23 protein-coding genes are annotated in these 25,079 nt (G+C 65.8%); 4 read left to right on the top strand and 19 right to left on the bottom strand.

Annotation, left to right across the window (positions count from 1 at the left end; all coding sequences use genetic code 11):
* Window positions 1-712: 712 nt before the first annotated feature.
* The 15 genes from JVX90_RS16520 to JVX90_RS16450 all read right to left on the bottom strand — a co-directional run bounded on the left by JVX90_RS16520 (window position 713) and on the right by JVX90_RS16450 (window position 15,739).
* Window positions 713-1,390, bottom strand: coding sequence for a nuclear transport factor 2 family protein (locus JVX90_RS16520; RefSeq protein WP_205329773.1), 678 nt, complete (start codon window positions 1,388-1,390; stop codon window positions 713-715).
* Between the two features lie 98 nt (window positions 1,391-1,488).
* Window positions 1,489-2,115: a TetR/AcrR family transcriptional regulator gene (locus tag JVX90_RS16515; RefSeq protein WP_205329772.1), complete on the bottom strand. Its 627-nt coding sequence runs from the start codon at window positions 2,113-2,115 to the stop codon at window positions 1,489-1,491.
* Window positions 2,116-2,150: 35 nt separating this feature from the next.
* Window positions 2,151-2,942, bottom strand: a complete 792-nt coding sequence (locus tag JVX90_RS16510) for an MBL fold metallo-hydrolase (RefSeq protein ID WP_205329771.1) — start codon at window positions 2,940-2,942, stop codon at window positions 2,151-2,153.
* Window positions 2,939-4,423: an NAD(P)/FAD-dependent oxidoreductase gene (locus tag JVX90_RS16505; RefSeq protein ID WP_205329770.1), complete on the bottom strand. Its 1,485-nt coding sequence runs from the start codon at window positions 4,421-4,423 to the stop codon at window positions 2,939-2,941. The genes JVX90_RS16510 and JVX90_RS16505 overlap by 4 nt, the downstream gene beginning before the upstream one ends.
* Window positions 4,420-5,145 carry a dienelactone hydrolase family protein gene (locus JVX90_RS16500; RefSeq protein ID WP_205329769.1) on the bottom strand — a complete coding sequence of 242 codons (726 nt, stop codon included), beginning with the start codon at window positions 5,143-5,145 and terminating at the stop codon, window positions 4,420-4,422. The genes JVX90_RS16505 and JVX90_RS16500 overlap by 4 nt, the downstream gene beginning before the upstream one ends.
* Complete coding sequence (locus JVX90_RS16495; RefSeq protein WP_205329768.1) at window positions 5,142-5,948, bottom strand: MBL fold metallo-hydrolase; 807 nt, start codon at window positions 5,946-5,948, stop codon at window positions 5,142-5,144. Before JVX90_RS16495 ends, JVX90_RS16500 begins: the two co-directional genes overlap by 4 nt.
* Window positions 5,948-7,501, bottom strand: a complete 1,554-nt coding sequence (locus JVX90_RS16490) for an AMP-binding protein (protein ID WP_205329767.1) — start codon at window positions 7,499-7,501, stop codon at window positions 5,948-5,950. The genes JVX90_RS16495 and JVX90_RS16490 overlap by 1 nt, the downstream gene beginning before the upstream one ends.
* The gene (locus tag JVX90_RS16485; RefSeq protein WP_205329766.1) at window positions 7,498-8,379 is read right to left on the bottom strand and encodes an SDR family NAD(P)-dependent oxidoreductase; all 882 of its coding nucleotides are present in this window, start codon (window positions 8,377-8,379) and stop codon (window positions 7,498-7,500) included. The genes JVX90_RS16490 and JVX90_RS16485 overlap by 4 nt, the downstream gene beginning before the upstream one ends.
* A complete protein-coding gene (locus JVX90_RS16480; RefSeq protein ID WP_240193929.1) occupies window positions 8,376-9,731 on the bottom strand; it encodes a lipase family protein in 1,356 nt (451 codons plus the stop codon). The genes JVX90_RS16485 and JVX90_RS16480 overlap by 4 nt, the downstream gene beginning before the upstream one ends.
* Window positions 9,732-9,915: 184 nt before the next feature.
* Window positions 9,916-10,713 (bottom strand): ABC transporter ATP-binding protein, encoded by a 798-nt coding sequence (locus tag JVX90_RS16475; RefSeq protein ID WP_205329765.1) that lies wholly within the window; start codon window positions 10,711-10,713, stop codon window positions 9,916-9,918.
* Window positions 10,710-11,702, bottom strand: a complete 993-nt coding sequence (locus JVX90_RS16470) for an iron chelate uptake ABC transporter family permease subunit (protein ID WP_240193928.1) — start codon at window positions 11,700-11,702, stop codon at window positions 10,710-10,712. Before JVX90_RS16470 ends, JVX90_RS16475 begins: the two co-directional genes overlap by 4 nt.
* A gap of 53 nt (window positions 11,703-11,755) precedes the next feature.
* The gene (locus tag JVX90_RS16465; protein ID WP_205329764.1) at window positions 11,756-12,817 is read right to left on the bottom strand and encodes an iron chelate uptake ABC transporter family permease subunit; all 1,062 of its coding nucleotides are present in this window, start codon (window positions 12,815-12,817) and stop codon (window positions 11,756-11,758) included.
* Window positions 12,814-13,740: a siderophore-interacting protein gene (locus JVX90_RS16460; protein WP_205329763.1), complete on the bottom strand. Its 927-nt coding sequence runs from the start codon at window positions 13,738-13,740 to the stop codon at window positions 12,814-12,816. Before JVX90_RS16460 ends, JVX90_RS16465 begins: the two co-directional genes overlap by 4 nt.
* Window positions 13,737-14,783: an ABC transporter substrate-binding protein gene (locus JVX90_RS16455; protein ID WP_205329762.1), complete on the bottom strand. Its 1,047-nt coding sequence runs from the start codon at window positions 14,781-14,783 to the stop codon at window positions 13,737-13,739. The genes JVX90_RS16460 and JVX90_RS16455 overlap by 4 nt, the downstream gene beginning before the upstream one ends.
* Before the next feature lie 137 nt (window positions 14,784-14,920).
* Window positions 14,921-15,739 carry an AraC family transcriptional regulator gene (locus tag JVX90_RS16450; RefSeq protein WP_205329761.1) on the bottom strand — a complete coding sequence of 273 codons (819 nt, stop codon included), beginning with the start codon at window positions 15,737-15,739 and terminating at the stop codon, window positions 14,921-14,923.
* Between the two features lie 106 nt (window positions 15,740-15,845).
* Here JVX90_RS16450 and JVX90_RS16445 point away from each other — a divergent pair, with 106 nt between their 5' ends.
* On the top strand, window positions 15,846-17,444 hold the full coding sequence (locus JVX90_RS16445; protein ID WP_205329760.1) for an ABC transporter ATP-binding protein: 1,599 nt from the start codon (window positions 15,846-15,848) through the stop codon (window positions 17,442-17,444).
* Window positions 17,441-19,162 (top strand): ABC transporter ATP-binding protein, encoded by a 1,722-nt coding sequence (locus JVX90_RS16440; protein ID WP_205329759.1) that lies wholly within the window; start codon window positions 17,441-17,443, stop codon window positions 19,160-19,162. Before JVX90_RS16445 ends, JVX90_RS16440 begins: the two co-directional genes overlap by 4 nt.
* Before the next feature lie 16 nt (window positions 19,163-19,178).
* On the opposite strand, the gene JVX90_RS16435 is transcribed toward JVX90_RS16440, so the two are convergent.
* The 3 genes from JVX90_RS16435 to JVX90_RS16425 all read right to left on the bottom strand — a co-directional run bounded on the left by JVX90_RS16435 (window position 19,179) and on the right by JVX90_RS16425 (window position 21,990).
* Window positions 19,179-20,174 carry an isopenicillin N synthase family oxygenase gene (locus JVX90_RS16435; protein ID WP_205329758.1) on the bottom strand — a complete coding sequence of 332 codons (996 nt, stop codon included), beginning with the start codon at window positions 20,172-20,174 and terminating at the stop codon, window positions 19,179-19,181.
* 28 nt (window positions 20,175-20,202) lie between these two features.
* Window positions 20,203-20,358 (bottom strand): hypothetical protein, encoded by a 156-nt coding sequence (locus JVX90_RS16430; RefSeq protein WP_240193927.1) that lies wholly within the window; start codon window positions 20,356-20,358, stop codon window positions 20,203-20,205.
* Between the two features lie 141 nt (window positions 20,359-20,499).
* The gene (locus JVX90_RS16425) at window positions 20,500-21,990 is read right to left on the bottom strand and encodes an NAD(P)/FAD-dependent oxidoreductase (protein ID WP_205329757.1); all 1,491 of its coding nucleotides are present in this window, start codon (window positions 21,988-21,990) and stop codon (window positions 20,500-20,502) included.
* 163 nt (window positions 21,991-22,153) lie between these two features.
* Between JVX90_RS16425 and JVX90_RS16420 the strand changes: the two genes are divergently transcribed.
* Window positions 22,154-23,425, top strand: coding sequence for a histidine kinase (locus JVX90_RS16420; protein ID WP_205329756.1), 1,272 nt, complete (start codon window positions 22,154-22,156; stop codon window positions 23,423-23,425).
* A gap of 2 nt (window positions 23,426-23,427) precedes the next feature.
* Window positions 23,428-24,078 carry a response regulator transcription factor gene (locus tag JVX90_RS16415; RefSeq protein ID WP_205329755.1) on the top strand — a complete coding sequence of 217 codons (651 nt, stop codon included), beginning with the start codon at window positions 23,428-23,430 and terminating at the stop codon, window positions 24,076-24,078.
* 90 nt (window positions 24,079-24,168) lie between these two features.
* On the opposite strand, the gene JVX90_RS16410 is transcribed toward JVX90_RS16415, so the two are convergent.
* Window positions 24,169-24,981, bottom strand: coding sequence for a DUF4822 domain-containing protein (locus JVX90_RS16410; RefSeq protein WP_205329754.1), 813 nt, complete (start codon window positions 24,979-24,981; stop codon window positions 24,169-24,171).
* Window positions 24,982-25,079 lie beyond the last annotated feature (98 nt).

The raw sequence follows: 25,079 nt of genomic DNA, 5'->3' as shown, positions 1-25,079 counted from the left end.
GCGCGCTTCTCGGTGGTGTGAGACGCCCGTTTTGGAGACTGCTATCCCGGCCCGGGTAATGCCATGGCTGTCGCCTGATCGGGCACGTGAGCATCGTTGTTGGCACACAATCGTGGCCGCGGAGACTCTTGCGGCGCATACAGCAGTGGCCGGTCCCCCCACGGAACCGGCCACCGCCGTCGGCCTCGAGTGGTTGCTCGAGACGCGTAGGCATCGCATCGGCCGATCGACTCGAAGCCGGCTCGACACCCCTCGTTTGACACCTTTGGCCCGGACCTCCCTCCGGGGCACGGTAGTTACCGTAACGCAAACTGTGTCGCATGACCAGTGGATTTGAGAAATCAAGTCTCAACAACGGTCCGACGGCATGGGTATGTGCAGGTCAGAGGGCTCTTGGTGCGTGAATGTCGGCGCGTTTCCGAATCTCTGGACAGATGCTGTCCCGCTGTCTCAGTTACCATCTGACCAACGGGTAACCAAAGATTTGCGGCAAGATGGTTGATGACTCACCCACGGGCCGTCTGTAGTCCGAACAGGTGATGTTCGACGGTCGTTGAGGTGCAATCCGGTCGTTTGTGTGTGACTACGCGTCGCATGTCAGAAGCACTATCGCGTTCGTCGGCGATCGTCCGAAGTGATTCGTTTCGTGTCGCATCGATACGAAATATCAGACATGTGCTGCGAGGTAGCCGAACGCTAGTTCATTGATTGTTCATCGGTCGGTGAACAGAGTTACGTCTGAGATGGCTCGGCCGGAGAACTCGACCATTGCGACTGCGTGCTCATCCGCGCTCGAGAGGCTCACTGTCACGTATCGGCCGGCGGCGAGGCACTTGCCTGCGGTCCAATTCGGTTGGGTGGCGTGCAGGTGCTCCAACGCGGCCCGCTTCTCTCTGGCTCCAACCCGGACAAACCCTCGTGAGAAGCCTGCGGTTCCCGCGAGTCCCTGGTTCTGCAACAGCAACTTCGTGAGGCGAACTGAGATGGGGGCGGCTGCAAGGCCCTTGCTGAGCATCTGCCGAATCATCGTCGGCAGTTCCCAGTGTGCATAAAGGCCCGCGATGCGATCGGGTTCTTCCATTTCGTAGCGCAGGTGAACCGGCACCGACAGGACGACCGCGTCACTCATTCGGATCTCGAGTGTCACGTCGCGCACCACGACGTCGTCGCAGACGATGTCGTGGTGCGGGTGGAACACGACATCGTTTGGGGCGATGAAGGTCTCGTAGAATGCGCTCAGCTCGTCGGATCCACGGTGTGGTGCGGAGCCGACAGGGTCGTTGACGATGCCGTCATCGGTGAACAGTGCGAGCCAGGCGGCCTTGTCGTGTGCCGCCACGGCAGCGGGGGATCCCTGCGCGGTCGCGAGCTTTGTCTGTCGGTGATTCATCGGCGATTCCCTCGGCGCGGCCCTAAAGTGGAACGTGTTCCAGTGATTTCCGATGATTCTGGCACGGTGGCCGTCGGCAGCGGCTGATCGCCACGGTGTCATCTGCGAGAGGGCAGACCCAATCCGCGGGCGAGTGTGTCTGCGGCGAACAAGACGGCCTCGTCCCAGGACATGGCGAGGAACTCCTGCCGTTCGGTCGCGAAGTGGTTCGCCAGACCCGTCATCGACGCCCACAGGAGCGTCATGGCCGCTGGGACATCACCCTCGTAACCGAGTCGGATGAGTGCGCTAGACAGGCTGGCGACCATCCGCGCAGTCGCGTCGCGGAGTTGATCGGCGATCTCCGGCTGCACGGCGTCGACGTCGGCGACCAGACTGAGCGCATCGAACTGTCGACCGAACACCATGTATCCCTCGCGGTACATGTTTGTGGTGACCGTGAACAGCTCCGCGGCGTCGGTCGCCGTGGCCGCGGCGGGCTCGAGGCCTGCCATCATGCGGTCGAGGCGGTCGGCGAACACCGCGATGAACAGCGACTCCTTGTTGGAGTAGTAGGTGTACACGGCGCCGAGTGAGATGCCCGCGCCCGCGGCGACGTCGCGCATGCGCAACGCGGAGAAACCGCCGGATACAAGAAGGGCCTCGCCGGCACGCAGGATGTCGAGGCGGCGTTGCTCGCGGTCTCCCCACCGGGTGGCGGGCGCCTCGTCGGGGTTCTGAGTCACCCCACCATCCTGCACTTCGTGCCTTCGAGCAGTTGTCACAAGTGTCCGATGCCTGGGGACTCGTCGTACAGCGTGGCGTCGTGAGCACAGACCATCTCGACGCTTCCTTCGGTGCGTTCGTGCAGGTCGGCGAGGCGATTCCGGGTGACGCCCGCGAGTCGGGGCTTGCGTGCCGACGCGAACTGGGAGAACGACATCGCCAAGGGGACCGAGCCGCCGCGAACGACGTTCCGGTGATAAAAGGCGTCGCCGCAATGCAGCAGCCAGCCGTCGCCTCGACGGACCGCGACTCCCATGTGGCCTGCTGTGTGACCGGGCAGGGCGACGAACGCTACGTCGTCGCCGAATCCGACCAGTGACGTCGCAGCGAACCCGAACCAGTCGTCGGGTGTCAGGTCGTACGAGTGGACGTCGTCCGGATGCGTGGACTGGCGCCACGGCCGGTAACGAACCGCAGGCGACTGCCCTGGCTCCGCATCGGCGTCGGCCAGCTCCCGGGCGCTGACATGCAGTCGAGCGGAGGGGAAGTCGTCTATGCCTCCGGCATGATCGGAGTCGAGGTGCGTCATGACGATGTCGGTCACGTCGGCTCGGTCGAAGCCCAACGCCTCGACCTGAGCGAGAGCAGTCTCGTGATAGTCGAAGTCGGGCCGGATCACACGGGTGAGAGGGCCGATGCGGTGAGCGGGGGATTCCACGTCGCGGACGCCGAACCCGGTGTCGACGAGCGCGAGTCCCCGATCGGACTCCAGCAGCAGGACGTGGCACACCATGCGGCCGGAAGCGATCGGATGCATCGTTCCGCAGTTGAGATGGTGGATCTTCATTCGTCGTCTCCAGACTCTGCCGGCTCACTCGTTCGGGTGAACCGGAAATGGTCGTCACGCTGCTCGGTGAGCATCGCGGTGAGCGTGGCCCGATCGTACGGCCACAGGTCGACGTCCCCACCGGGTGTGAGATACCAGGAATCGCAGCCGGTGGCCCACACCGTCGGGATCATCGCGGCGTTCGCATCGGCAAGGAAGTCGTCGGTCGCCTCGTCGGTCACCTCGACGGTGGTGAACGCGCCCGCGGCGAACCTGTCCAGCCAGTCCGCGATGAACTCGGCCGTCCGCTCGGCGGTGTACTGCAGCGAGATCGAGCCTGTCGGCGAATTGGGGCCGAGCGTGGTGAACAGGTTGGGGAAGCCCGGGATCGCGCTCATCCGGTAGGCGCGTGGACCGTCGGCCCACACGTCGTCGATCCTCACACCGTCACGCCCGCGGAGATCCATCGGCCGCATGTAGTCGTGGGCGCGGAATCCGGTGGCCAGCACGATCAAGTCCAGCGGGTGCTCGACGCCGTCGTCGGTGATGATCCCGTCCGGTGTCACCGACACGATCGGTGAGTCGACGACCTCGGCGTTCGGCGCTTGAATCGCCCGGTAATAGCCGCCGGACAGCACTTGCCGTTTGCACATCGGCTCGTAGTCCGGCGTGAGCGTTGCACGATCGGCCCGGTCGCGGACCTGAGCCCGAAGCGACAGCCTCGCGTACTGCTGAACAGCCCGACGCCGCCAGCTCGGTGTGGTCGCGATGTCGGCGAGGAATCCCGAACCGGAGAGAAGTGTCCGGTAGAGGCCCGTGCGCAACGCCGGGAATCGAATCAGGAGCGCAGTGACGAGACGCGACTGACGCCGATCCATCGGCGCCCACATCACCCACTGCGGAGTTCTCGAGAAGTGCACAACCCGATCGGCCTCCCGCTGCAGAGCCGTGACGAGCTGGACGCCGGTGGATCCCGATCCGATCACCGCGATCCGTCGCCCGCGGGTCTCGACGGTGTCGTCCCATCGCGCCGAATGGACCACGGGGCCGGTGAACGTGTCGAGCCCGGGGATGTCCGGGACGTATGGATTGTGGAGGACGCCGGTCGCCATCACCACGAAGTCGGAGACGAAGACGCGGCCGTCGGCGAGCGTGACGGTCCATTCGTCGTCGTTGAACACCGCGGAGGTCACCTCGGCGTTCAACTCGATCCGACTGCGCAGCCCGAGCTCGTCGATCACATCGTTCAAATACGCCTTGATCTGCGGGCCGGTCGCGAACATCCGCTCCCAGTCGGGCTTCGGAGCGAAGCCGAACTGGTACAGATTCGACGGAACGTCGCACGTCAGGCCCGGATATTTGTTCCAGTGCCACACGCCGCCCGCCGCGTCGCCCTTCTCGAGGACGGTCAGGTCGGTGAAGCCTCGCTGCGTCAGGATGTGCGCGGTGGTGATGCCTGCGACGCCTGCGCCGATCACGATGACACGGGGAGAACGGCTCATGACGCCCGCTCCGCGAATCGATCGTCGAGGAAAGCGAACACGCGGTTCCAGGCGTTGGCGGATGCGTCGGCGTCGTACGCGAGGCCCATCACGCGCAGGAGTGTGGGCGGGAACCTGTCGTCCATTCGATTGGCGAAACTGTGCCCGACGCCGGGATAGGTCTTGGTGTCGTGCGCGACGCCGTTTTTCTCGAGTGCACGTGTCAGTCGTTTCTCGCCGCGAATCACCACCGGATCCTTGGCCCCGAACGACGCCACCACGGGACACATGTCCGGGCCTGCGAAACCGTGGGTGAGAACCGACCCGTAGAACGGGGCGGTCGCGGCGTACTTCTGATCGTCGGCCACCAGCAGTGCAAAACCTCCGCCCATGCAGAATCCGGTGACCGCGACGTCGCCGGTGCACGCGGGCATCGCGGCGAGGGACCGTCGAGCCGACTCGATGACGTCGAACGCTCGTCCTCGACGTGTGGCGAGCGACTGCATCGCCGACACCACGCAGGTGATTCTTCGGCGGCCGCCCACGGTGAACAGCAGTGGGGCGAACGCGATGTAGCCGCGGTCGGCGATGATCCTGAGATTCCGCTCGATGTCCGTCTCGTCGCCGGTGACGTCGTGGATCAGCAGGACTCCGGAACGGGGGCCGTCGCCGCCGTCGGGCAGGGCCAAGAGTGCTTCGAACGGTTCGTCGCCGGGGACGACGATCTTCTCGACAGTGGTCACTCGGTGTTCTCCTTCGTGGCCGGTGCGTCGGCGCGCTCGGGCGCCGCCACGGTGAGTGGAAGTCGCATCGGGATGCGATGCGACGACATGAGATGCACGTCGTCGCGGGCTGCGAGCCTGCTCAGCGTCGCGAGGGTACGACGTTGAGCGTCGCGGTCGGCGGCGGTGAAGCGTTCGTACAGGTCGAGCGGGAAGGCCGCGGGCGAGCCACTGCGGATGTCGGAGTAGCTGGCGTCGCCCGTGTGCACAAGCCAATCCCCGCCGTCGAGTCGGACCGCGACTCCGCAGTGCCCGACCGTGTGCCCCGGCAGCGGTACGAGGATCACGTCGTCGAGGACTTCTGCACAGCCGGGGACACCCAGCCACTCGATGTCGCCGCCGTGCGTCCGCCACCTCGGGACGTGCTCGAAGAACCGCTTGCGGTACGACACGCGGGACCGGAGGGAGCTTCCGGAAGCGACCTCGAGTTCGGCTGTCGACACGTGCACCTGGGCTGCGGGAAAGTCTGCGATGCCTGCGGCATGCTCGCTGTGCAGATGAGTCAGGACGATGTCTGTCAACTGGTCTGGGCGCACGCCGATCGACGCGAGCCGATTGGTGAGGGCCGCGTCGGGCCGATTCGGGAGACGGAGGAATCGGGCCTCGAATCCGATCAGCGACGGGTCGTTGAAGACGACCTCCGGGTAGCCTGCGTCGACTGCGATCACCCGGTCGCCTCTGACGATCAACAGCGCCTGTGTCGGGACCTCGCCGCCCATCAAGGGCCGCAGCGGCGCGACGTCGAAAACATGGACGGTGCTCATCAGATCTCCTCGTCGACGCTCAACGACCGGGCGGCTCGGCGATCGACCTTGCCTGCGGCGTTCCGCGGAATCGCGTCGACGAACACGACGTCCCGAGGGCGTTCGAAGCGGGACACTCGAGAGTGGAGGTGCTCGTGGAGGTCGTTCGACGTGATCTCCCCGGCGGGGACGACGAGTGCCACCAGTCGTTGACCGAAACGTGTGTCGGGGACGCCGAACGCACATGCGTCGGCGACACCGGGGTGCCCGGCGAGGACGTTCTCAAGGGCCTGTGGGTACACGTTCTCTCCTCCGCTGACGATCATGTCGTCTTCCCGTCCGATGATGTGAAGCAGTCCGCTGGTGTCGAGTGATCCGAGGTCGCCGGTCGCGACCAGACCGTCGTGCACGTCCTTCGAGGCGCCCCCGATGTACTCGGCCACCGACGAATCGCCGCCGACGAACACTCGGCCGGTTGTGCCCGTCGGCACTGGTCGACCGTCGTCATCGATCACCGCTATGCGCACGCCGGTGACCGCCCGGCCGACGGTTCCGGGGCGACGCCGCAGGTCGGCCGGTGTGGCGAGGGTTGCCAGCGCGACTTCGGACGAGCCGTATCCGTTGAACAGCACGTCGCCGAAGCGGTCGGTGAACCGTTGTGCGGTTGCCGGGGACAACGCCGAACCTCCGCTGAGTACCACCCTGGGAACGCGAGAGCCGGGTGTCAGGTCGGCGTCGAGGATCCGGGGCAGCATGGCCGGAACCACCATGAGAGCGTGTGCACGGTGCCGGACGCATTGGTTCACCGTCGCGGCCGGATCGAACCGCGAACGGACGATGATCGTCCCGCCGAGTCCCAGAGTGAGACCCATCGTCGCCAGGCCGAACGCGTGGAACAGCGGTACGGCGACCACCGTCCGTGAACCGGTGCGCAGCCTGGTCCGCTCCAGGACCGTGGTGACCATGCTCAGCAGGGCCCCGATGTCTGGGTCGCGGGGCACACCGCGCGGGCTCCCGGTGGTCCCCGATGTCAGCAGAACCACTGACCCTTCCCGAGCAGGCGTCGGCAGGGTTCCGCGTGTGGACCGCATCCCCGGATCTGCGACCGGCGTTCCGGTGGCGGCGATCAGGTCGGCGAACTCGGCGTCGGCGATCACGAGTGACAGCCTCTGGCTGTGGATCGTCGATTCGAGGGCCGCGCCGCGGAAGTCGGTGTTGAGCAGGACGACGTCGGCTCCGAGGCGGGCCGCGGCGAACACCGCCACGACGAAGTTCCGGCCGTTGCGGCACATCACGCCGATTCGGTCGCCACGTCCGACGTCGTACGAATCCCCGAACGCGCGGGCCGCTGTGTCGACTGCCTCGCTGAGCGCCACATACGTGAGCGGCCCGTGATCGTCGTGCAGCGCGATCCTCATCGGCCATCGCGCGGTCGACACCGCCAGCAGCCGTCCGAGTCCGGTCGGAACGTCGGCTCCGGCTCGGAGTATCCGCCATGCGGTGGACGGCGCGGGTGGTGAGAGCATGCCCGCGCGCCACATCGACGCCGCGAATCGGGCGTGCGGGCCGATCATCGTTGCACCCCGCGTCCGAGCGCTCGGTCCGAGTCGGCGGACCTGCGGAACGACTGGTTGTAGACGGCGTTCACGAGGCCCCCGGCGGCGATCCCGGACAGCTCGGTCGGCTTGACCCACCAGGGCGCGATTCGGCGTGGGCGGCGTGTCAGTGCTCGCGCGACGACGTCGGCGGCTTGATCGGCGTCCAACCCGGGGAGTCGGCGCATGATCGGAGTCGGTGCACTCATGCGAGTCCGGATGAGCGCCATGTAGATCGAGGTCACGTCGATTCCGGCGGCATTCAGTTCCGGCTCGACGCTGCGCGCCCACGTGTCGAAGGCGCCCTTGGACGCCTGATAAGCGCCCCACCGGGGACCGGGCGGGATGCGTACTCCGATGGTGGAGACGTTGACGAGATGACCGTGTCCGGCGTCCCGCATCGCCGGGAGGAGGCCGAGCAGTAACCGGACCGGGCCGAGGTAGTTGACGGCCATTGTCCGCTCGAAATCCTGAGGACGGTCGTACTGCAGCTCCAACGACCGCCGGATCGACATGCCCGCGTTGTTGATCACGACGTCGGGTGCTCCGTGTTCGTCGAGCAAGCGTTCTGCGATTGCTGAGGTGCCGTCCAGATCGGTCAGATCGAGTTGGTATGCGTGTGCTGATCCGCCCGCCGAGGTGATGTCGGACGCCACCGCGTTGAGTTGATCGGTGCTGCGGGCGGCGAGCAGAACTCTCGCACCTGCGGTGCCGAGATCACGCGCGGTCGCTTCGCCGAGGCCGTAGGATGCCCCGGTGATCACCACCGTGCGGCCTTCGACGGCGGCGCGAAGACGGTCCGGGTCGGTGTCGCGGGGTGGGCTCGACAGGCGATCGAGCAGGCTGGGAGAGTTCATCGCGAGACCGCCTTTGTCATCGGTGCGAGCAGATTTCCGGGTGCGATCCGGCCGCAGTCGGACGGAGCGGGGGTCCCGTCGAATCGAGCGTTGATCCAGCGCAGGGATTCGGCCAGCCACACCGTGGTCGCGGGCTGATGGCTCGCCCAGTCGAGCTGGATGTACCGGACACGGCGGTCGCCCGCCGCGCAGTACTGCCGCATCAGGCTCCGGACGTCGCCGGCGATCATCACGCCGTCGCCTGGCCCGATTCCGCGCTTGGCACCGTTGGAGCCTTCCAACTCTCCGCGAGCGCCTTGCACCATCAGCAGCGGCGTGGTCGGCGTCGGGGCTTGGGCGAGGTCGACCTTGTTGACAGCGTCGACGAAGGGGCCGATGGCGGCCGGGTTCCGATAGGCGGGCTTCACCAGATTCGACCAGGTCAGGCCGGGATAGCGGAAGAGTACGTCGACGATCGACGCCTTCGCCGTGCGGGAGACGACCTGTCGGCCGTACGCGCTCAGATATCGAGTGAGATCGATTCCGTAGGCGCGGGAGACGCCGTTGATCGCCATCACCGCCACTCCGGACCAGCCGAGGCTTCCGCTGACGTACTTCAAGTTGTGCGCGGGGCTCACCAGGAGCCCGCCGCCGGTGGCGCCGACGAGTCGCCGGTTCACATCTGGCGCGTACGACGGTGCGAGCGCCGCGGCCCAGTTCGTGGCGATCGAGCCGCCGGAGTAGCCCATCAGCGCAACTCTGGTGTCGGGGGCGAGACCTCCGCGGACTCGGCTCACCGCGCGGATTGCGTCCAGCGTGTTGGTGCCGTACTCGGTGCCGGCGGCGAAGTGCGCCTTCTGCCCCTGGGTGTCGGTGACGATCACCGGGTAGCCCTGCGCGAGCAGCGGTGCGATGAAGGTCGACTCCATGTTGTTGATCAGTCCGCCGAAACTGACGTCGCCTTCGATCGAGTGCGACGGGCTGTGCGCCGGGTCGAGGGAGTCGTAGAACGAGTTGTAGGCGACCGCCTGCTTCGGCTTGGCGGCGCCCGGTGGGAGGAGCAGCGACGTGACGTTCGACGACGGCCGACCCTGCGCATCGGTCGAGCGGTAGGCGACCTGGAGCACCCGGACCGGGGTTGCCACGCCCGCGACGTGATATCGGAGAGTGCGCGAGCCGAACGGCTGGCCGGGCTGGGCGGCGTCGACGGCGCCCGCTGACACGTAATTGAAAGGTGCGGCCTGCACCTGGGCCTCAGGGGCAACGAAGCGGAGACAGACGGCTGCGGCCATCGCGAAGGCAGTGACCGACCGCATGTTGACCGCATGTGCGCGGCGTTTGCCGTCACGGTGTTCCCTATTCCGAGAACTCATCTTCAACCTCATTCTGAACTGTGTTCATCGATAATGAATGTTGTTCAGAATGAGGTTGCGAAGGGAGTATGTCAAGTGTCGGCGACGAATCGCGGACGCACGAGGTCTCCCTCGACGACTGTGGGGCGTCAGGTCACAGGCAGGACGCAAGCACGGTCGGTCGGCGCTGACGGCGCCTCAACACTCACACCACACAGCGTCCGGCACGGGCGATGACCATGGGCGCGCCAGTCTCGGGATCGGGTTCGACGCGGCACCGCAGTCCGTACACGGACTCGACGAGTTCGGCGGTGATGACTTCGGCCGGGTCGCCTGACGCGACCACACGACCGTTCTTCATGACGATCAGGTGATCGGCGTAGCGAGCCGCCTGATTGAGATCATGCAGAACCACGACGATGGTCCTGCCGTGATCGGTTCGCAGCCGGTCGAACAGCTCGAGCAGACCGTACTGGTGAGCGATGTCCAGGAACGTCGTCGGCTCATCGAGCAGGAGGGCCGGCGTCTGCTGGGCGAGCACCATCGCGAGCCACACCCGCTGGCGTTGTCCACCGGACAACTCGTCGACGAGACGATCTGCCAAGTCGGTCGTCGCAGTCGCTTCGAGGGCCTCGGTCACTGCCTTCTCGTCGTCGCGCGACCAACGGTCGAACATGCGCTGGTGCGGGTATCGACCTCGGCCGACGAGGTCGGACACGGTGATTCCCTCCGGCGCGGTGGACGACTGCGGAAGCAGCCCGAGTTCTTTCGCGATGGCCCGGGTCGGGATGGTGGTGATGTCGCGGCCGCTGAGAATCACTGACCCGGCTTTGACCGGCAGCAGACGAGCCACCGCACGAAGGAGCGTGGACTTGCCGCACGCGTTCGGGCCGATGATCGCGGTGTAGGAGCCGGCGGGAACCTCGAGGTCGACGTCTCGGCACACGGTGGTTCCGTCGTATCCGACCTGGACGCCGTTGATGCTGATCAGGCTTTCGGTCATCGAGTCCTCCGGTATTGCATGGCGAGCAGCCAGGTCAGGTATGCGCCGCCGAGCGACACGGTGACAACGCCGACGGGGAAGCCGGCGCGTTGAGCGATGATGTCGGACACCAGTAGGACCAGCGCGCCGACGAGTGCGGATGGAATCACTTGGAGACCGCTGCCTCGCGTCAGGCGTTTTGCAATCTGCGGGGCAGCGAGGGCGACGAATGCGATCGGGCCGGCAGCGGCCGTGACTAGCGCGGTGAGGCCGACACCAACGACGATCGCGACGCCGCGCGCGGTCTCGACACGGATGCCGAGGGCTCGGGCGGCGTCGTCCCCGATCTCCATCTGATTGACCGCACTCGCGATCCGGGCCACGACGATCATCATCACGACGAGCACGGCGATCATCGGCCACAGTTGTTCATTGCCGAGTCCGTTGAGCGATCCAGACGCCCAGACCGCGGCGAGCATCGCCGTGTCGACGTCGACGAACATCATGAGCGCCGAATTGACTGACGACAGCATGGCGGCGATGCCGATGCCCATCACGATGAGCCGGAACGGCTGCACGGTGCCGTTGCGTCTCGCCAACACGTACACCGTGGCAGCGGTGAGCAGCCCGCCGATCAGGGACCCGAGACCGATGTCGAGATAGGCGGTTGACCCCATCCACAGCATGACGATCACGGCACCGGTGTACGAGCCGGACGCGAAACCGAGGATGTCCGGCGAGCCGAGAGGATTCCGTGTCAACGACTGGAACACCGCGCCCGAGACGCCGAGCGCGATCCCGCACGCCACCGCGAACAGAACGCGTGGCAGGCGCCATTGCACGACGAGCATTTGCGTTTGCGGATCCTCCAGGCCGACCAAGGCACGGAGGACGGTCAGTGCGTCGAGGTGGTACGTCCCGATGCCGAGCGCGACCAGCCCGACAACGACCACCAGAACGACCAGAACCGACGAGACTGCGGCATATCGCACCGGAATTCGGCCCGACATTGACAGATGTGTTCGTGGAATCGTGGCGCGAACGGTCATCACCCGCGTGGCGGTCACAGGCCGCTCACCGACTTGCGCCGGGCCAACACGATGAGCACCGGTGCACCGATCACCGCGGTGACCAGTCCGACGCGGAGTTCGCCGCTCGGCAGGATGATTCGGCCGATCACGTCGGACAACAGCAAGAGTGCGGGCGACACGACGACGGTGTACGCGAAGATCCACCGCTGGTCCGGTCCGACGAACCAACGGGCCACGTGGGGGACCATCAGTCCGACGAAGGCGATGGGTCCGGCGATCGCGGTGGCGGTTCCGGCGAGGAGCGTGATCGCCACGACGACGGCGGCGCGGAGCAGGCCGAGTCGGACTCCGAGCGCGGCGGCGACCTCGTCGCCCAGGGCGAGCGAGTTGAGACCTCTGGCGGAGGCCAGACCGATCAGCAGGCCGACGACGATGAAGGGAGTGAACTGTGCGACGAGCACGAGATCCCGTCCGCCGATCGCCCCGACCTGCCAATACCTCATCTCGTCGAACGCCTCGCGGTACTTCAGCGTGAGAGCCGTGGTCAGACCGCCGAGTACGGCGCTGATCGCGACGCCCGCGAGCAGGAGTTTCACCGGTGTCGCCCGCCCGCCGCCGAGTGATCCGAGCACGTACACCGCACCGGTCACCGCTCCTGCGCCGATCAAAGCGAACCAGACGTATCCGAGGGGAGCCGTAACCCCGAACAGGCCGACGGCCACGGCCACGGCGAACATCGCTCCGGCATTGACGCCGAGGATGCCCGGATCGGCTAGGGGATTCCTTGTGAACGCTTGGATGAGCGCGCCGCACAGTCCGATCGCCGGGCCGACGATCAGCCCGACGACGGTCCGGGGGATCCGAAGCTCCATGATCGTGACGTGCGAGTCGTTAGACGAGTCGTATGCAGTCAACGCATCGATGATGGTCGACGGTGCGATGTCGGCGGCGCCCACGGCGATGCTTGCCACGACCGTCGCCAGTAGGGTCGCTGCTGCGACGGCGAGGCCGACCGTGCGGGCCCCGTTGCCGTTCGCACGACCTGCGGACTCCTGTGATCTCTCCTCAGCCTCGGGTTCGGCGTAGGTCGTCACAGCCCCGCTGCCTCGTACACGCGGAAGATCTCGTCGACGATCTCCTCAGTGTCGCGGTCGCTCTCGTACAGGGCCTGGAGGTGAGCATGTACGTCCGCGCCGAGTGCTTCGTAGCGAGCAGTCCACTCTTCGCCGTTGTCGGTCCAGTAGCCGACCACCCGGTAGGAGTCCGCGGCCATCGTACGTTCGTGCCGAAGGTATTTGCGCGCCTCGCGAGTCAGGCGGGCCTCGGCGGCCACCCACACGAAGGTGCTGTCGTCGATGTCGGTTCGTCGCAGGGCCTGCACGAGGCTGCTGGGGGCGTGTCCGTTTCCGCTGCCGCGCAGCCAGGTGTACGAAGCGTCGCCGAAGTCGGCCTCCAATTGATGGGCCTCGCTCCTGACCTCTGCGATGACAATCGTCTCGACCTCGTGCGAGGTCAGTTCGACGATTCGCAGCGCCGCAGGGAGCGCGGGCTCGTCGGCGATGAGGATCTGCCTGCGTGCCCATTCCGGCCGGTTGTACATCGGTTGTGGCGGAGTGATTCCGACGGCGAGACCCGGAACTGCCTGTGCGGCCCATGCGGCTGCAACGCCTCCCTCGTGGACGACGAAGTCGATGTCCACTTCACCGGCGCGATGGGCGCGGATCGTGTACGTACGCATCTCCATGGGTTCGGCGCCGTCTGGATAGTCCCAGCCGCGCGCCGCGACGAACGGCCAGACCGGATCGGGTTCGGCGCCGGGAAAGTAGAGGCGGACGTATTCGTCGCCGACATCGGCCGTCGGGTAGTCGGCCATGTCGGCGCCCGCGATGGATACGCGCAGTATTCCGCCCGACACCGTGCGGACGGCGCTCACCTCGCCGACGTGGATCCGCGGTTCGTAGTCGTCTGGGAGTCCGGAGTAGTATTCGCGGATCGCCCTGGAGTCGTCGCTGCTCATGACGCAGGAATGACGACGGGCCGGCCTGCGGAGGCGCTGGCGAGATCGTTCACGAAGCCCTTGTCGATGGCCCAGGGGATGCTCAACGGCGACGGTCCGTTCGTAGCCATGCCCATCTGCTCGCTCTCGATCAAGAGGTGGTGGCCGCTCGCGATGGGCTGCCAGCGAGACACCGCGGCGTTCGCGAGCGTGTCTTTGGTCTCCTGCTTCGAACTCGACCAGCCGACGAACATGTCGGTCTTCACTGTTCCGAGCTTCTCCAGGCTCAGCGCGCCGTAGAAAGCGTCGTCGCCGATCTTTCCGAGGGCTTTCGCCAGGTCAGGGCTGTCGACGAGACCGAACTCGCGGAGGAACGTGACGCGTGGGTCGCCGGAGACGTAGATGCCGAGTTCGGTGCTTCCGGGCGAGAGGGTGAGGCCGTAGAGGAAGGTTCGGCCCTTGAGTCCAGGGTTGGCCTCGACCGATGCAGTGATCTGCTGCTGTGTGGAGGCGATGACCTGCTGGGCGCGCTCCTGTTCGCCGAGCGACTTTCCGACGAGTGTCGTCAGGTCCTTCCAGGTGCCCGAGGTCCACGGCTTCTTGGCGTAAGCGACGGTGGGCGCGATCTGGCTGAGACGCTTGTATTGGACTTCGGTGACGCCTGAGTGCGGGGCGAGGATCAGGTCGGGGCGCAGTTCCAGAATCTTCTCGAAGTCGGGCTCTTCGCCTTCTTTGAAGACGGCGGGCATGTCGGCCTTGAGGACGTTGGTGACGTGATCGCGGAACCACGGTGTGAATCCTTCGTCGTCGCCGCCCCATGACGTGTCGACGCCGACGGGTGCAACGCCGAGGCTTGCGACGACGTCGTGAGTGATCCAGCCGATCGTGACGACGCGTGTGGGCTTGGCTGGGATCGTCGTGGTCCCGTAGACGTGGTCGATCGAGACGGGGAAGCCGGGGCCTGCCGCTGTCGGACCGTCGGAGGCCGAGCTTCCGCACGCGGCGGCGGCGAGCACAACGAGCAGGGAGACGGCGAGCAGCGTGATGTGCCGCAGGAACCTCATGGGACTCACTTTCGGAGAGAAAGATAGGGCAGGGTGCCCTTATTTATCTGTCCCTCAGGCTACGGTCGGTTGTTGTCGCTCAACGGACACACTTCGTCGTCCTCGCGACATCGAGGGCGATGGGGGACGTCTCGGAGTCAGCCGATCCGCGACGGCAGGAATGCGGTCGGCGGCTGGTTGAGAATGCGATGGAAGGCGGCGGTGAAAGCGCTGTTGGTGCCGTAGCCGACCCGCTTCGCGACCAGTCCGACGGCCATTCCCTCGCCGAGGAGGTTGACCGCGCGGGACATCCTCGCGCAGGTACGCCACTGGGTGAAAGTCATCCCGGTTTCGGTTCGGAACGCTCGAGCGATCGTGCGTGAGCTCTGGGATGTCAGGTAAGCCCAGTCGTCGATGGACCGGTCGTCTGCCGGGTGCGCGACGATGCTTCGTGCGATCTCCTCGATCCGCACGTCGCGAGGGATCGGCAGATCTATGGCGGGTCGTGACTCTTCGGTGATCAGTTCCATGCACACCTGCTGCGCTCGCAGTCGATGGTCGCGCGGCATCGGTGACCACGCGAGGAATGTGAGCAGCTCGCGGAGCGCGGCGTTCACGACCACCGGCCGACTGGGGCCTGCTTCACGCGTCCACGCGTCGGGCACGATGTACACCGCGGCCATGGTGCTCGCCGGATCTCGGCTGACTGAGTGTTCGACGCCTGCGGACACCCAGAGGCCTTGTCCGGTGGCGAGACTCCACCTGCGATCGCCCACGTCGACGAGGCCGCTTCCTCGCTCGGGCCAGAAGACGACGTGTTCGGGGTGTGAGTGAGGCTTGTCGGAGCAGCCGTCCTGATCGTCGATGTAGGCACAGCCGAGGAATCGTGTCGTGAGCAGGTAGCCGGGCGGGACCACCTCGGAGTGGACGTGGCCGGGGGTGTCCACGCGAGCGGGGAGGGCGAGGAGTGCTGTCATCGGACCTCCTATGGGTCAGCGAAGGCTCACCTTACTAGATGGTGTCCGAACGGCGACAACATGTGTCCACCATCTCGGCCGCCGAGTCCATAGCGTCGAGCTTGTTATGAGCGAACCCACCACAGTCAAAGACATCCTCCGCGTCGGTCTGCTGAGCGATCGCCGCGGCTGGCGGCTGTCGGCGAGCTCGATCGGCTTCATGACCCATCAAGCCTGCGAAGCCGCCGTTCCAGTGCTGATCGGCCTGGTCATCGATCGGGCGATCGCAACCGGAGACGGTTCGGCACTTGTGCGCTGGCTGTTGCTCCTCGGTGCAGTGTTCGTCGTCCTCTCCGTGAGTTATCAGGCCGCCAACCAGGGGATGGTCCGCACGTATAGCCACGGCGAGCATGATCTTCGACAGCTCACCGCAGCCCGTGTCCTGCATTCTCGGGGGCTTGCGTCCAGGCGCCGGACCGGAGACGTTCTCACGGTCACCACCAGCGACACGTATCGGGTCGCCGGGGTCGCATGGAGCATCGCGGAACAGAGCGCGACGGTAGCCGCCGTGGTCGTCGCGAGCGGTGTCTTGCTGACGATCTCGATACCGCTGGGCGTCGGCGTGCTCCTCGGTGCGGCACTCGTGCTCTGGCTGATGCAGTCGTTGGCGAGGCCTCTCGAACGTCTCGGCATGCGGGAGCAGACCTCCGTCGCAGCGGCCAGCGAAGTCGCTGCCGACACGTTCGCGGGCATCCGCACAGTCCAGGGTCTCGGCGCAGAGGCCGAATCGGTCCGTCGGTACCGGGCGGCCAGCGCCGCATCACGCGAGGGCGCAGTCGCGTCCGGGCGGTCGTTGCTCACCTACCAGTCGATGAGCACTGCGGTATCGATCCTCTATCTGGCGATCCTCACGGCAGCGGCGGGTGTGATGGCATCGAACGGGACCATCACGATCGGGCAGCTCATCACCGTCGTCGGCCTCGCGCAGTTCCTTCAGGGCTCCCTCGAGCACATCGGAACGTTCGGGGCCAACTGGGCGCACAAGAGGGCGTCCGCCAAGCGGCTGCATGCGTTGGTGGCCGACGAGTACGCGTTGCCGGACGGCGTGATCGCGTCTGCTGAGCCGACCCGCCCACTGCTGGTGTGGACACCACCGGAAGGCCCAGAGCTGCGCGTCCCGGAAGGTCGGATGACCGGCATCCGAGTGACGTCGTCTCAGCAGGCGCGCGATCTGAGCGCTCGGCTCGGGTATCGAACGCCGGTCCCAAGGGGCGAGCTGACAGCGCATGGTGTCGACGCCGTTGATCTCGGGCCCGATGTCTACGCGTCGCGCGTCCTGGCTCCTCCACACGACACGATGGTCTTCAGCGGCAGTCTCGCTGACAACCTCGGTGGGAGTGGACGAATCGACGACGATCTCATCGCCGCGTGCGCTCTCGACGACGTTGTGGATCTGATCGGCCCTGACGCCCCCGTGGGCGAATCGGGTCGCCGCCTGTCGGGCGGACAGCGTCAACGTCTCACCCTGGCGCGTGCAATGCACTCCGATGCCGACGTCGTTGTCCTCGACGAACCGACCACCGCACTCGACCCCGTCACTGAACAGCGGGTGGCGAACGGTCTGAGTCGATCGGGCCGAACGGTTGTGGTGATCACCTCGAGCAGAGCACTGCTGGACGCGTGTGACGGCGTGGTCGACGCTGTAGTCGAGGGGGTGCTTCGATGAATACCGTTCTCCCGGTCGCGACACCGCGCGCAGTCGGAGCGGCCGTGGCGCGCCTGTTGGCCCCCCAGCGAAGCGTGTTGGTGGCGACGGCCGTTCTCATGGTGGCGGGATCCGCTGCGGCATTGGCAGTCCCGCCTCTGCTCGGCGTCGTCGTCGACGCTGTGGCCGGCGGCCATGGCCTTGCGCATGTGTGGTGGGCCTGCGCGGGACTCCTCCTGTCGGGCGTGGTCGCAGCCGCTCTCAGCTGGTACGGCGGACTCTTGCTCATCCGGTGCCTGCAACGATCGCTGTCCGGCTTGCGGGAGGAGGCTTTCGCGCGCGCCGTCGCATCAGACCTCGGGTCGCTCGAGGTCGCTGGGAGCTCGGACGCGGTGTCGAGAGTGACAACGGACGTCGAGTCCGTGACCGAGGCGGTGACGGGGGTTGTACCGCGCATGCTCGGCGCAGCCCTCACGATCGGACTCACCGGGGTTGGACTCGTCGCGTTGGACCCGTGGCTCGCCCTGGCGGCACTGCCCGCGATTCCGGTCCAACTGCTGGCCACGTGGATCTTTCTGCGCCGTTCACGTCCGCTGTACAGCCGCCTCCGGGTCGAGGAGGCGATTCAAGGGCAGTCGATCATCGAATCAGTCCGTGGTGTCGAGACCGTGCGTGCACATCGTCTCCAGGACAAGCGGCTCGCGGGGCTCGCTGCGGCCAGCCACGCGACGATCGAGACGCAGTGTGAGGCATCGCGGGCCCGCAACCGATTCAACGGCGGGCTGAACATCGCGGAGTACATCGCGCTCGCCGGTGTGCTCGCCGTCGGGTTTCATCAGGTGACGGCAGGGGCCCTCACGATCGGAGCGGTCACCGCCGGCGCCTTGTTCATCCATCGTCTCTTCGGGCCGGTCGGTGGTCTGCTCGGTGGAATCGACGAACTCCAGCGAGCGCTCGCGGGATTGGAACGGATCGTCGGGCTCGTCGACTCCGACCTGGGCGGCAGATCAGGCGGGCAGGAAGTGGCCGATGCGTCGGTGTGTCTGAAGAGCGTGTCGTTCACGTACCGCACCGGTGCGCACACGGCGGTCAGCGATGTCGACATGGTCGTACCGTCGGGTGCGACCGCGGTGCTGGTCGGGGCCTCAGGCTCAGGGAAGTCGACAACGGCACGTCTGATCGCGGGTCTCGCCGAACCGTCGTCCGGCGTCGTCCAGGTCGGCGGTGTGCCTGCTGACCGCGCCACGTCGAACGGCCGACCCGCCGTGCTGTTGGTGACTCAGGAGACGCATGCGTTCACCGGAACGGTCGCCGACAATCTGCGGCTCGCCGCTCCGGACGCATCGAACGACGACTTGGCGGAGGCCGCTGCAGCTGTCGGCGTCGAACACGCGCCGGAGGTGCTCGACCAACAGTTGTCCGACGCCGCGGTGACCGACGACGCTCTGGTTCAGCGTCTCGCGCTGGCTCGCGTTCTACTCGCCGACCCGCCCGTGGTGGTGCTCGACGAGGCGACAGCCCAAGACGGTGGCACAGGGCTGCTCGACGCGGCTCTCGCTCGGGTGGCCGCGGGGCGGACGGCGATTGTCGTGGCCCACCGACTGTCACAGACGGTCGACGCCGATGTCGTCGCCGTCTTCGACGAGGGCCGACTGACGGAGTCGGGTACCGCACACGAACTGAGGCAGCTCGACGACGGTGCATTTGCAGAACTCTGGAAGGCGTGGAGCAGGGTGTGAGCCTCGCCGGCCGGAGTCAGCCGATCAGGTCGGCGTGGTGCCGTCGCGCGACATCGGGATGCGCGCGCAGACGTGCCTTGAGCATGTTCTCGCCAAACGTCCCCGAGATCACGTTGTCGGGGTCGGTCGTCACGCCCGTCGCCTGGGCGGCGAGGTCGTCGGGCAGCGTGATTCGCGGCATCGTCGATGTCAGTGCGGGGTTGAAGAAGAACGGGACCGACAGCCGTTCGCTCCCCAGCGGGGGCGATTCGACGCGGTGCATGGTGGCTTTCAGATATCCGTCGGTCGCGTACTCCATCAGTTCCCCGATGTTGACGACGAAGGCGTCGTCGACCGGAGGAGCGTCGATCCACTCGCCGTTGTGCTCCACCTGCAGGCCTCCCTTGCCAGGCTCCACCAGCAGCAGCGTCAACACGCCCGGATCCTTGTGCGCGCCGACGCCCTGTCGGTCCTGAGAACTGTCGCGTCCCGGGTAGCGGACGACCTTCAGCAGCGTCGACGGACGTTCGGCGAAAGCCTCGTCGAACACGTCGGCGGCGGCACCCAGGCTCACCGCCCATTCGCGCATCAGGGTCAGTCCCAGCGCCGAGCATCGTCGCTGCCAGTCAGTGACCACGTCGCGGAATGCGGGAAGCGCGGTTGGCCACAGGTTGGGGCCGTCGAGGCGAAGATACGCGGGATCGTCTCCGAGTTGCTTGTACTCGGCGGCCACGTCGATCTGCTCGCGCCAGTCGATCGCGCCCTGCGTGTACTCGCCGCCGAATCGGGTGTATCCGCGAAACTGCGGACTCCGGAGCATCTCCACGCCGAACTTGTCCGCATCGGGCAACGCGAAGAAGTCCCGCGCGGTGTCGAACAAACGGTCACTCGTCGTCGCGTCGATTCCGTGGCCGACGAGGTAGAAGAATCCGTACTCGTGTGCCGCAGTGCGCAGGGATTCTTGGAAGGCGACCCGATCGCTGTCGAGCAAGGCCATGTCGACGATCGGAAGGGTGGCGTGTGCGTGGGTCATCGGTGCTCCTGCAGGCGTTATGCGTCGCTCAATTGCGAGGGTAGCGCGGACGTCCGAGCTGCTCGACGCCTGCCTTGGCCACGGCGTACGGCGACACCCCGACCTCATTCATGAACGCGTACACCGACGACGTCGGAAGAACGTGCCCGCGGCGCTCGGTGACGAATGGCAGTGCGCAGATCACGGCGCTGTAGACGCCGGTGAGGTTGACCCGGATGACCCGTCGAACTCGTATGGGTCCATTCCGGCGACGGTCGCACCCGCGGGGCGATGCCGGCGTTGGCGATCACGCCATCGTGAGGGTTGCTCCTTGTTCGGGGTCGGGTCAGTTCGTGAACGTGTAGTGAGCGAGGGGAAAGCGTCGGCTCTGCCACGCCGATTCGAGGGTTGTGGCCGCGCGGAACGGGACGTCGCCCCGTTTGGTGAAGTAGTAGCTGTTCGCGTTCGAGCATGTCGGGTCGGTGAAGACCTGCAGGTGACCGCGGGCGAGGATCGAGTCCATGTAGTGCTGTTGAGCGTCAGGTGTCACTTCGGCGACGGTGGCGTCCCGGCGGCGGGCTTCCTCGAGCACCCGCACGACGTGCGCCGCGCTGTTCTCGACGAGAGTGAAGAACGACGCCCCGTTGTACCCGTAAGGACCGAAGATCGTGAAGAAGTTCGCGAATCCCGCCGTCGACACGCCTTGGTAGGAGTGGAAACGCGTGTCCTCCCAGTGGGAGGCGAGGTCGCTACCGTCTTGTGAGGTCAGCGCGTATGTCGGCAACGCGTCGCGGTCGGTGACCTTGAAGCCTGTCGCGAGGATCAGCACATCAAGCTCGTGTTCGTCCCCGGCCGCCGTGCGCACGCCGTTCGGGATGATTCGGTCGATCGAGTTCGTTTCGAGTGTGACGTCGTCGCGGTTGAAGGTGCTCAGATACGAGTTGTGGAAGCTCGGCCGTTTACAGCCGAGTGCGTACGACGGCGTCAACTTGCGGCGGATCTCGGGATCGTTCACCTGGGTGTTGACGTACTGTCGAGCGGCGGATTCGAGCAGGCTCGTCGCCGGGATCCATCCGTGGAAGTGGGCGAGCACCGGAAATGTCGCCTCCACGAAGGTCTGGCTCGCAAGCCGTGCGAGTCGGCCGACGCCCGGGATTGCGCTCAGCGCCGCTCGGCCGGGTCGACCGATCGGGAAGTCCGGCTTCGGCAGACACCAGATCGGCGTCCGCTGAAACACGGTCAGGGACGATGTGAGCGGCGCGATCTCGGGGATCACCTGGACGGCGGTCGCTCCGGTGCCGATCACTCCGACACGTTTGCCGGTGAGGTCGATGTCGTGATCCCACCGGCTGGTGTGCATCGTGTGTCCGGCGAAGGTGTCGATGCCTTCGATGTCCGGCAGTTTCGGCTGGCTCAGGGGACCTCCCGCGTGGATCAGCCATGAACACGTGATCGGTCCGCGGCTGGTGTCGATTCGCCACGTCCGTTCGTCGCCGTTGAACGACGCGGCCTGAACTCGGGTGTTGAACTGAAGGTGTCCGCCGAGGGAGTAGTCCTCAACGATCTGGGCCGCGTAGTCGCGCAGTTCGCTTCCCGGCGCGTAACTGCGGGACCACGTCGAGCGCTGGGCGAAGGAGAACTGATAGCTGAAGGACGGAATGTCGACCGCCACGCCGGGGTAGGTGTTCCACTGCCATGTCCCGCCGGGCCCGGCAGCGTCGTCGATGACGAGGACGTCGTCGAAGCCCGCCTCCTTCAACGCGATCGTGGTTCCGAGTCCGGAGAACCCCGCACCGACGATGACGATCTCGTAGTGCGCGGGCGACGAAGCAGTCATCGGCGACTCTTTTCAGATACGGAGAGTATTCGAGTTGGCACTGTATCTCGTTCGGATGTCGATGTGCGTGCAACGACCGGATTGCGGGCGCGGATGCTCCTCGACGAGCAATGGCTGAACGGATGATGCGATGTGGTTGACGCCCTCTCTAGTGTTGGGTCACATGGCAGGTCTGCTCGCTTCGGGGCGTCGACTCGACGTCTGGCTCTTCGCCGTTCTTGTTGTGCTGGTGGCGACGAGCTCTCTGCGGTACGTGGTGCGCCACGGGCTCGGCCTCACGGGTGCACTCGTACTCCTCGGAGCAGCGCTGCTCATAGTCGGTTACGCGGCTCGACCGATTCTCCCCAAGCGGGCGGGAGTGCCCGCGGTGTGGTCCGCGGTTCTGGCGTGTCTGGTCGCGGTCTTGACTATCGCGGCCCCGTCGTTCGCCTGGTGCGCGGTGCCGGTCGCGTTCGCCGTACTGCAGACTGTGCGGTTCGTGCCTGCAGTGGTGTGTGTGAGCGCCCTGATGGTTGTCATCACCGCGTCGTGGCTGCGCATCAGTGCAACCGTCGATCCCGTGATGATCGCGGGACCGCTGGGCGTGGCACTCATCACCGTCATGTCGTTTCGAACGTTGGATGTCGAGTCGAAGGCGCGGGCTCGACTCATCGAGCGCCTGGTCGCCGCGCAGGACGACCTGGCTGCGGAAGAACGTCGAGTCGGCGCGCTGCGTGAGCGTGCGCGTCTGTCTCGAGACATCCACGATTCGATCGGGCAGGATCTCTCGAGTGTCTACCTGCTCTTGCAGGCGGCCGACCGCAGTTGGGTCAGGGATTCCGCGGTGTCGCATCAGAACGTCAGAACGGCGATCGACATGTCCCGTCGTGGTCTCGAAGAGATCCGGCAGGTGATTCATGAACTCAGCACGGACGTCGAGTCGTCCGCGCTGACAGAGGCTCCAGAGCTTCACGTGCGGCTACGTGAACTCGAGGATCGGTCGCACGGCACCGCGAAAGTGTCCACGCGCATCGACGGCGTTCCAGTGCCGTTGTCGCACCGACTCGCTGCGGCACTCGTCGCCAGCGCGCGCGGTGCGCTGGCCAATGCTCAGGAGCACTCCGGTGCCGACCACGTCATGATGACCCTCACGTACACCGAGAAGGAGATCCGCCTCGACATCCGAGACGATGGACACGGGTTCGACGTCAGTGCTCTGCGTTCGCGCAGGGTGGCGGCTACGAGCGACGGCGTCCAGAATCAACGGGCCGTCACCGACGAGTCTTCGTCGATGCGGGGCCTGGGTCTCAAAGGAATCAGGGACCGGGTGCTTGAACTGGGCGGCGGCGCCGAGATCGAGTCCGAACCCGGTGACGGCGCGACCGTGTCGGTGTGGTTCCCCATCGGACGCAGTGCTCAGAAGAGTGATCTGAACAGGCAGAACGAGGAGAATTGACGATGGCCGAGACCGATATCCGGGTCCTCCTCGTGGACGACCATCCCGTGGTGAGAGCAGGGCTCGCGGCGCTGATCAACGGACTCGACGACATGTCAGTGGTGGCGGAAGCCGACGATCTGGAGTCGACTCTGCGAGCGGTGGCGCTTCATCGGCCGAACGTCATTCTCATGGACCTCAACCTCGGAGCGGCCGAACACTCGGGTGTGCACATCATCGCCGAGTTGAATCGACGCACTGACGGGAACCCGACGCCCCAGATTCTCGTCCTGACGACGTACCAGACGGAGTCGGATATTCTTCGAGCGCTTGATGCGGGTGCGCTCGGCTATCTCCTCAAGGACGCCCCGGCCGACGAGCTCCTCGCGGCCATCCGGGCTACCGCACGCGGGGAAACTGCCCTCTCGCCTGCGATCGCGTCGACGCTGGTGCGGCGTAGCTCCCGTCCGGGTCCAACCGTCACCGAACGTGAGGCCGAGGTCCTCGAACTGCTGGCGCGCGGCATGGGCAACAAGGACCTGGCTAAGACGATGTTCATCTCCGAGGGCACGGTGAAAGCTCACCTGGCGCACATCTACGGCAAGCTCGGGGTCGATACGCGTGCGGGAGCTGTTGCCGCAGCCATCGAGCGGAGAATCATCCGCGTCGATTGATCCGACTCGTTCCGGACTTCATTCAATGCCAGAAAGGCCGATGTCGGCTCCTCGAGTATGAGGAGCCCGACATCGGCCGACAAGGTGGAGTCAGTGGGAGTTTCCGTTGTTGACGTGGTAGCCGCCACGGCCGTTGTTCCCGAGGCTGCCGTTCGAGCCGGGTCCCTTGGCGTCGGAGCCGGGCTCGGCGTGGTTTGTCTTCGTGTGGATGATGTCGAAGTACGTGGTCGTGTCCCCGGCGTTCGGGTACACGCGGTAGGTGAAGACGTTCTTGTTCAGTTCGACGATCGGAACGACTCGCTGGAAGAGCACCTTGCCCGCGTCGTCCTTGGCGTTGATCCACCGTTCGGTGCCGGCGTCGTTCACTGTCCAGTCGCCCTTGAGCTTCGGCGAATCATCGAGGTTGTACATCGTGTAGGTGCCGTCGGCGTCGAAGTACGCCCATCCGACGAAATTCGCCACGCCGGGGTGGTCGAGCGGAACACGATCGCCGTTCTGATCAACGGCGCCCGTGGTCTTCCACGGTGTCGAGGCGAGGGTCTCGGACGGTGTCATGTTCTTCGGGAACAGTGAGGAGATCGAACCCGAACCGACGGGCGAGGCAGATACAGGACCGGTGTGGTCCGCAGTGCCGACTAGGACGGCGCCCGCTGCAGCTGAGAGGGACAAGACCGCAAGAGCGGCACGGCGAGTGAAGAGGTTGTTTGTCATGCCACTGAATCTATTTTCGGCCCTGCGTCTCGACATCGTCCGATCGGCTAGTCCGTGACGACCCGACGGACGATCGGGAACACCTCGATTGGCGGTCCGAAGTCCGCCCGCCCGGTCACCAGGTGTGAGCACGACCGTCGTCAGCGGGCCGTCGAGCATGATCTTGTCGAGTGCCCAGGCGGCGGCGGACATCAGGGCGACCGTGTCGAGGAGGTGCGCCGCTAGAGCGCCGATGTAGGTGGGGCCGCGGTCAGATAGTGTGCAGCATCACACACGCTCCTCAACTTGAG

Source organism: Gordonia sp. PDNC005 (assembly GCF_016919385.1).
Classification (GTDB): Bacteria; Actinomycetota; Actinomycetes; order Mycobacteriales; family Mycobacteriaceae; genus Gordonia.
Note: the sequence above shows the minus strand (reverse complement) of the source record. Positions and strands in the feature narration are given on the sequence as shown.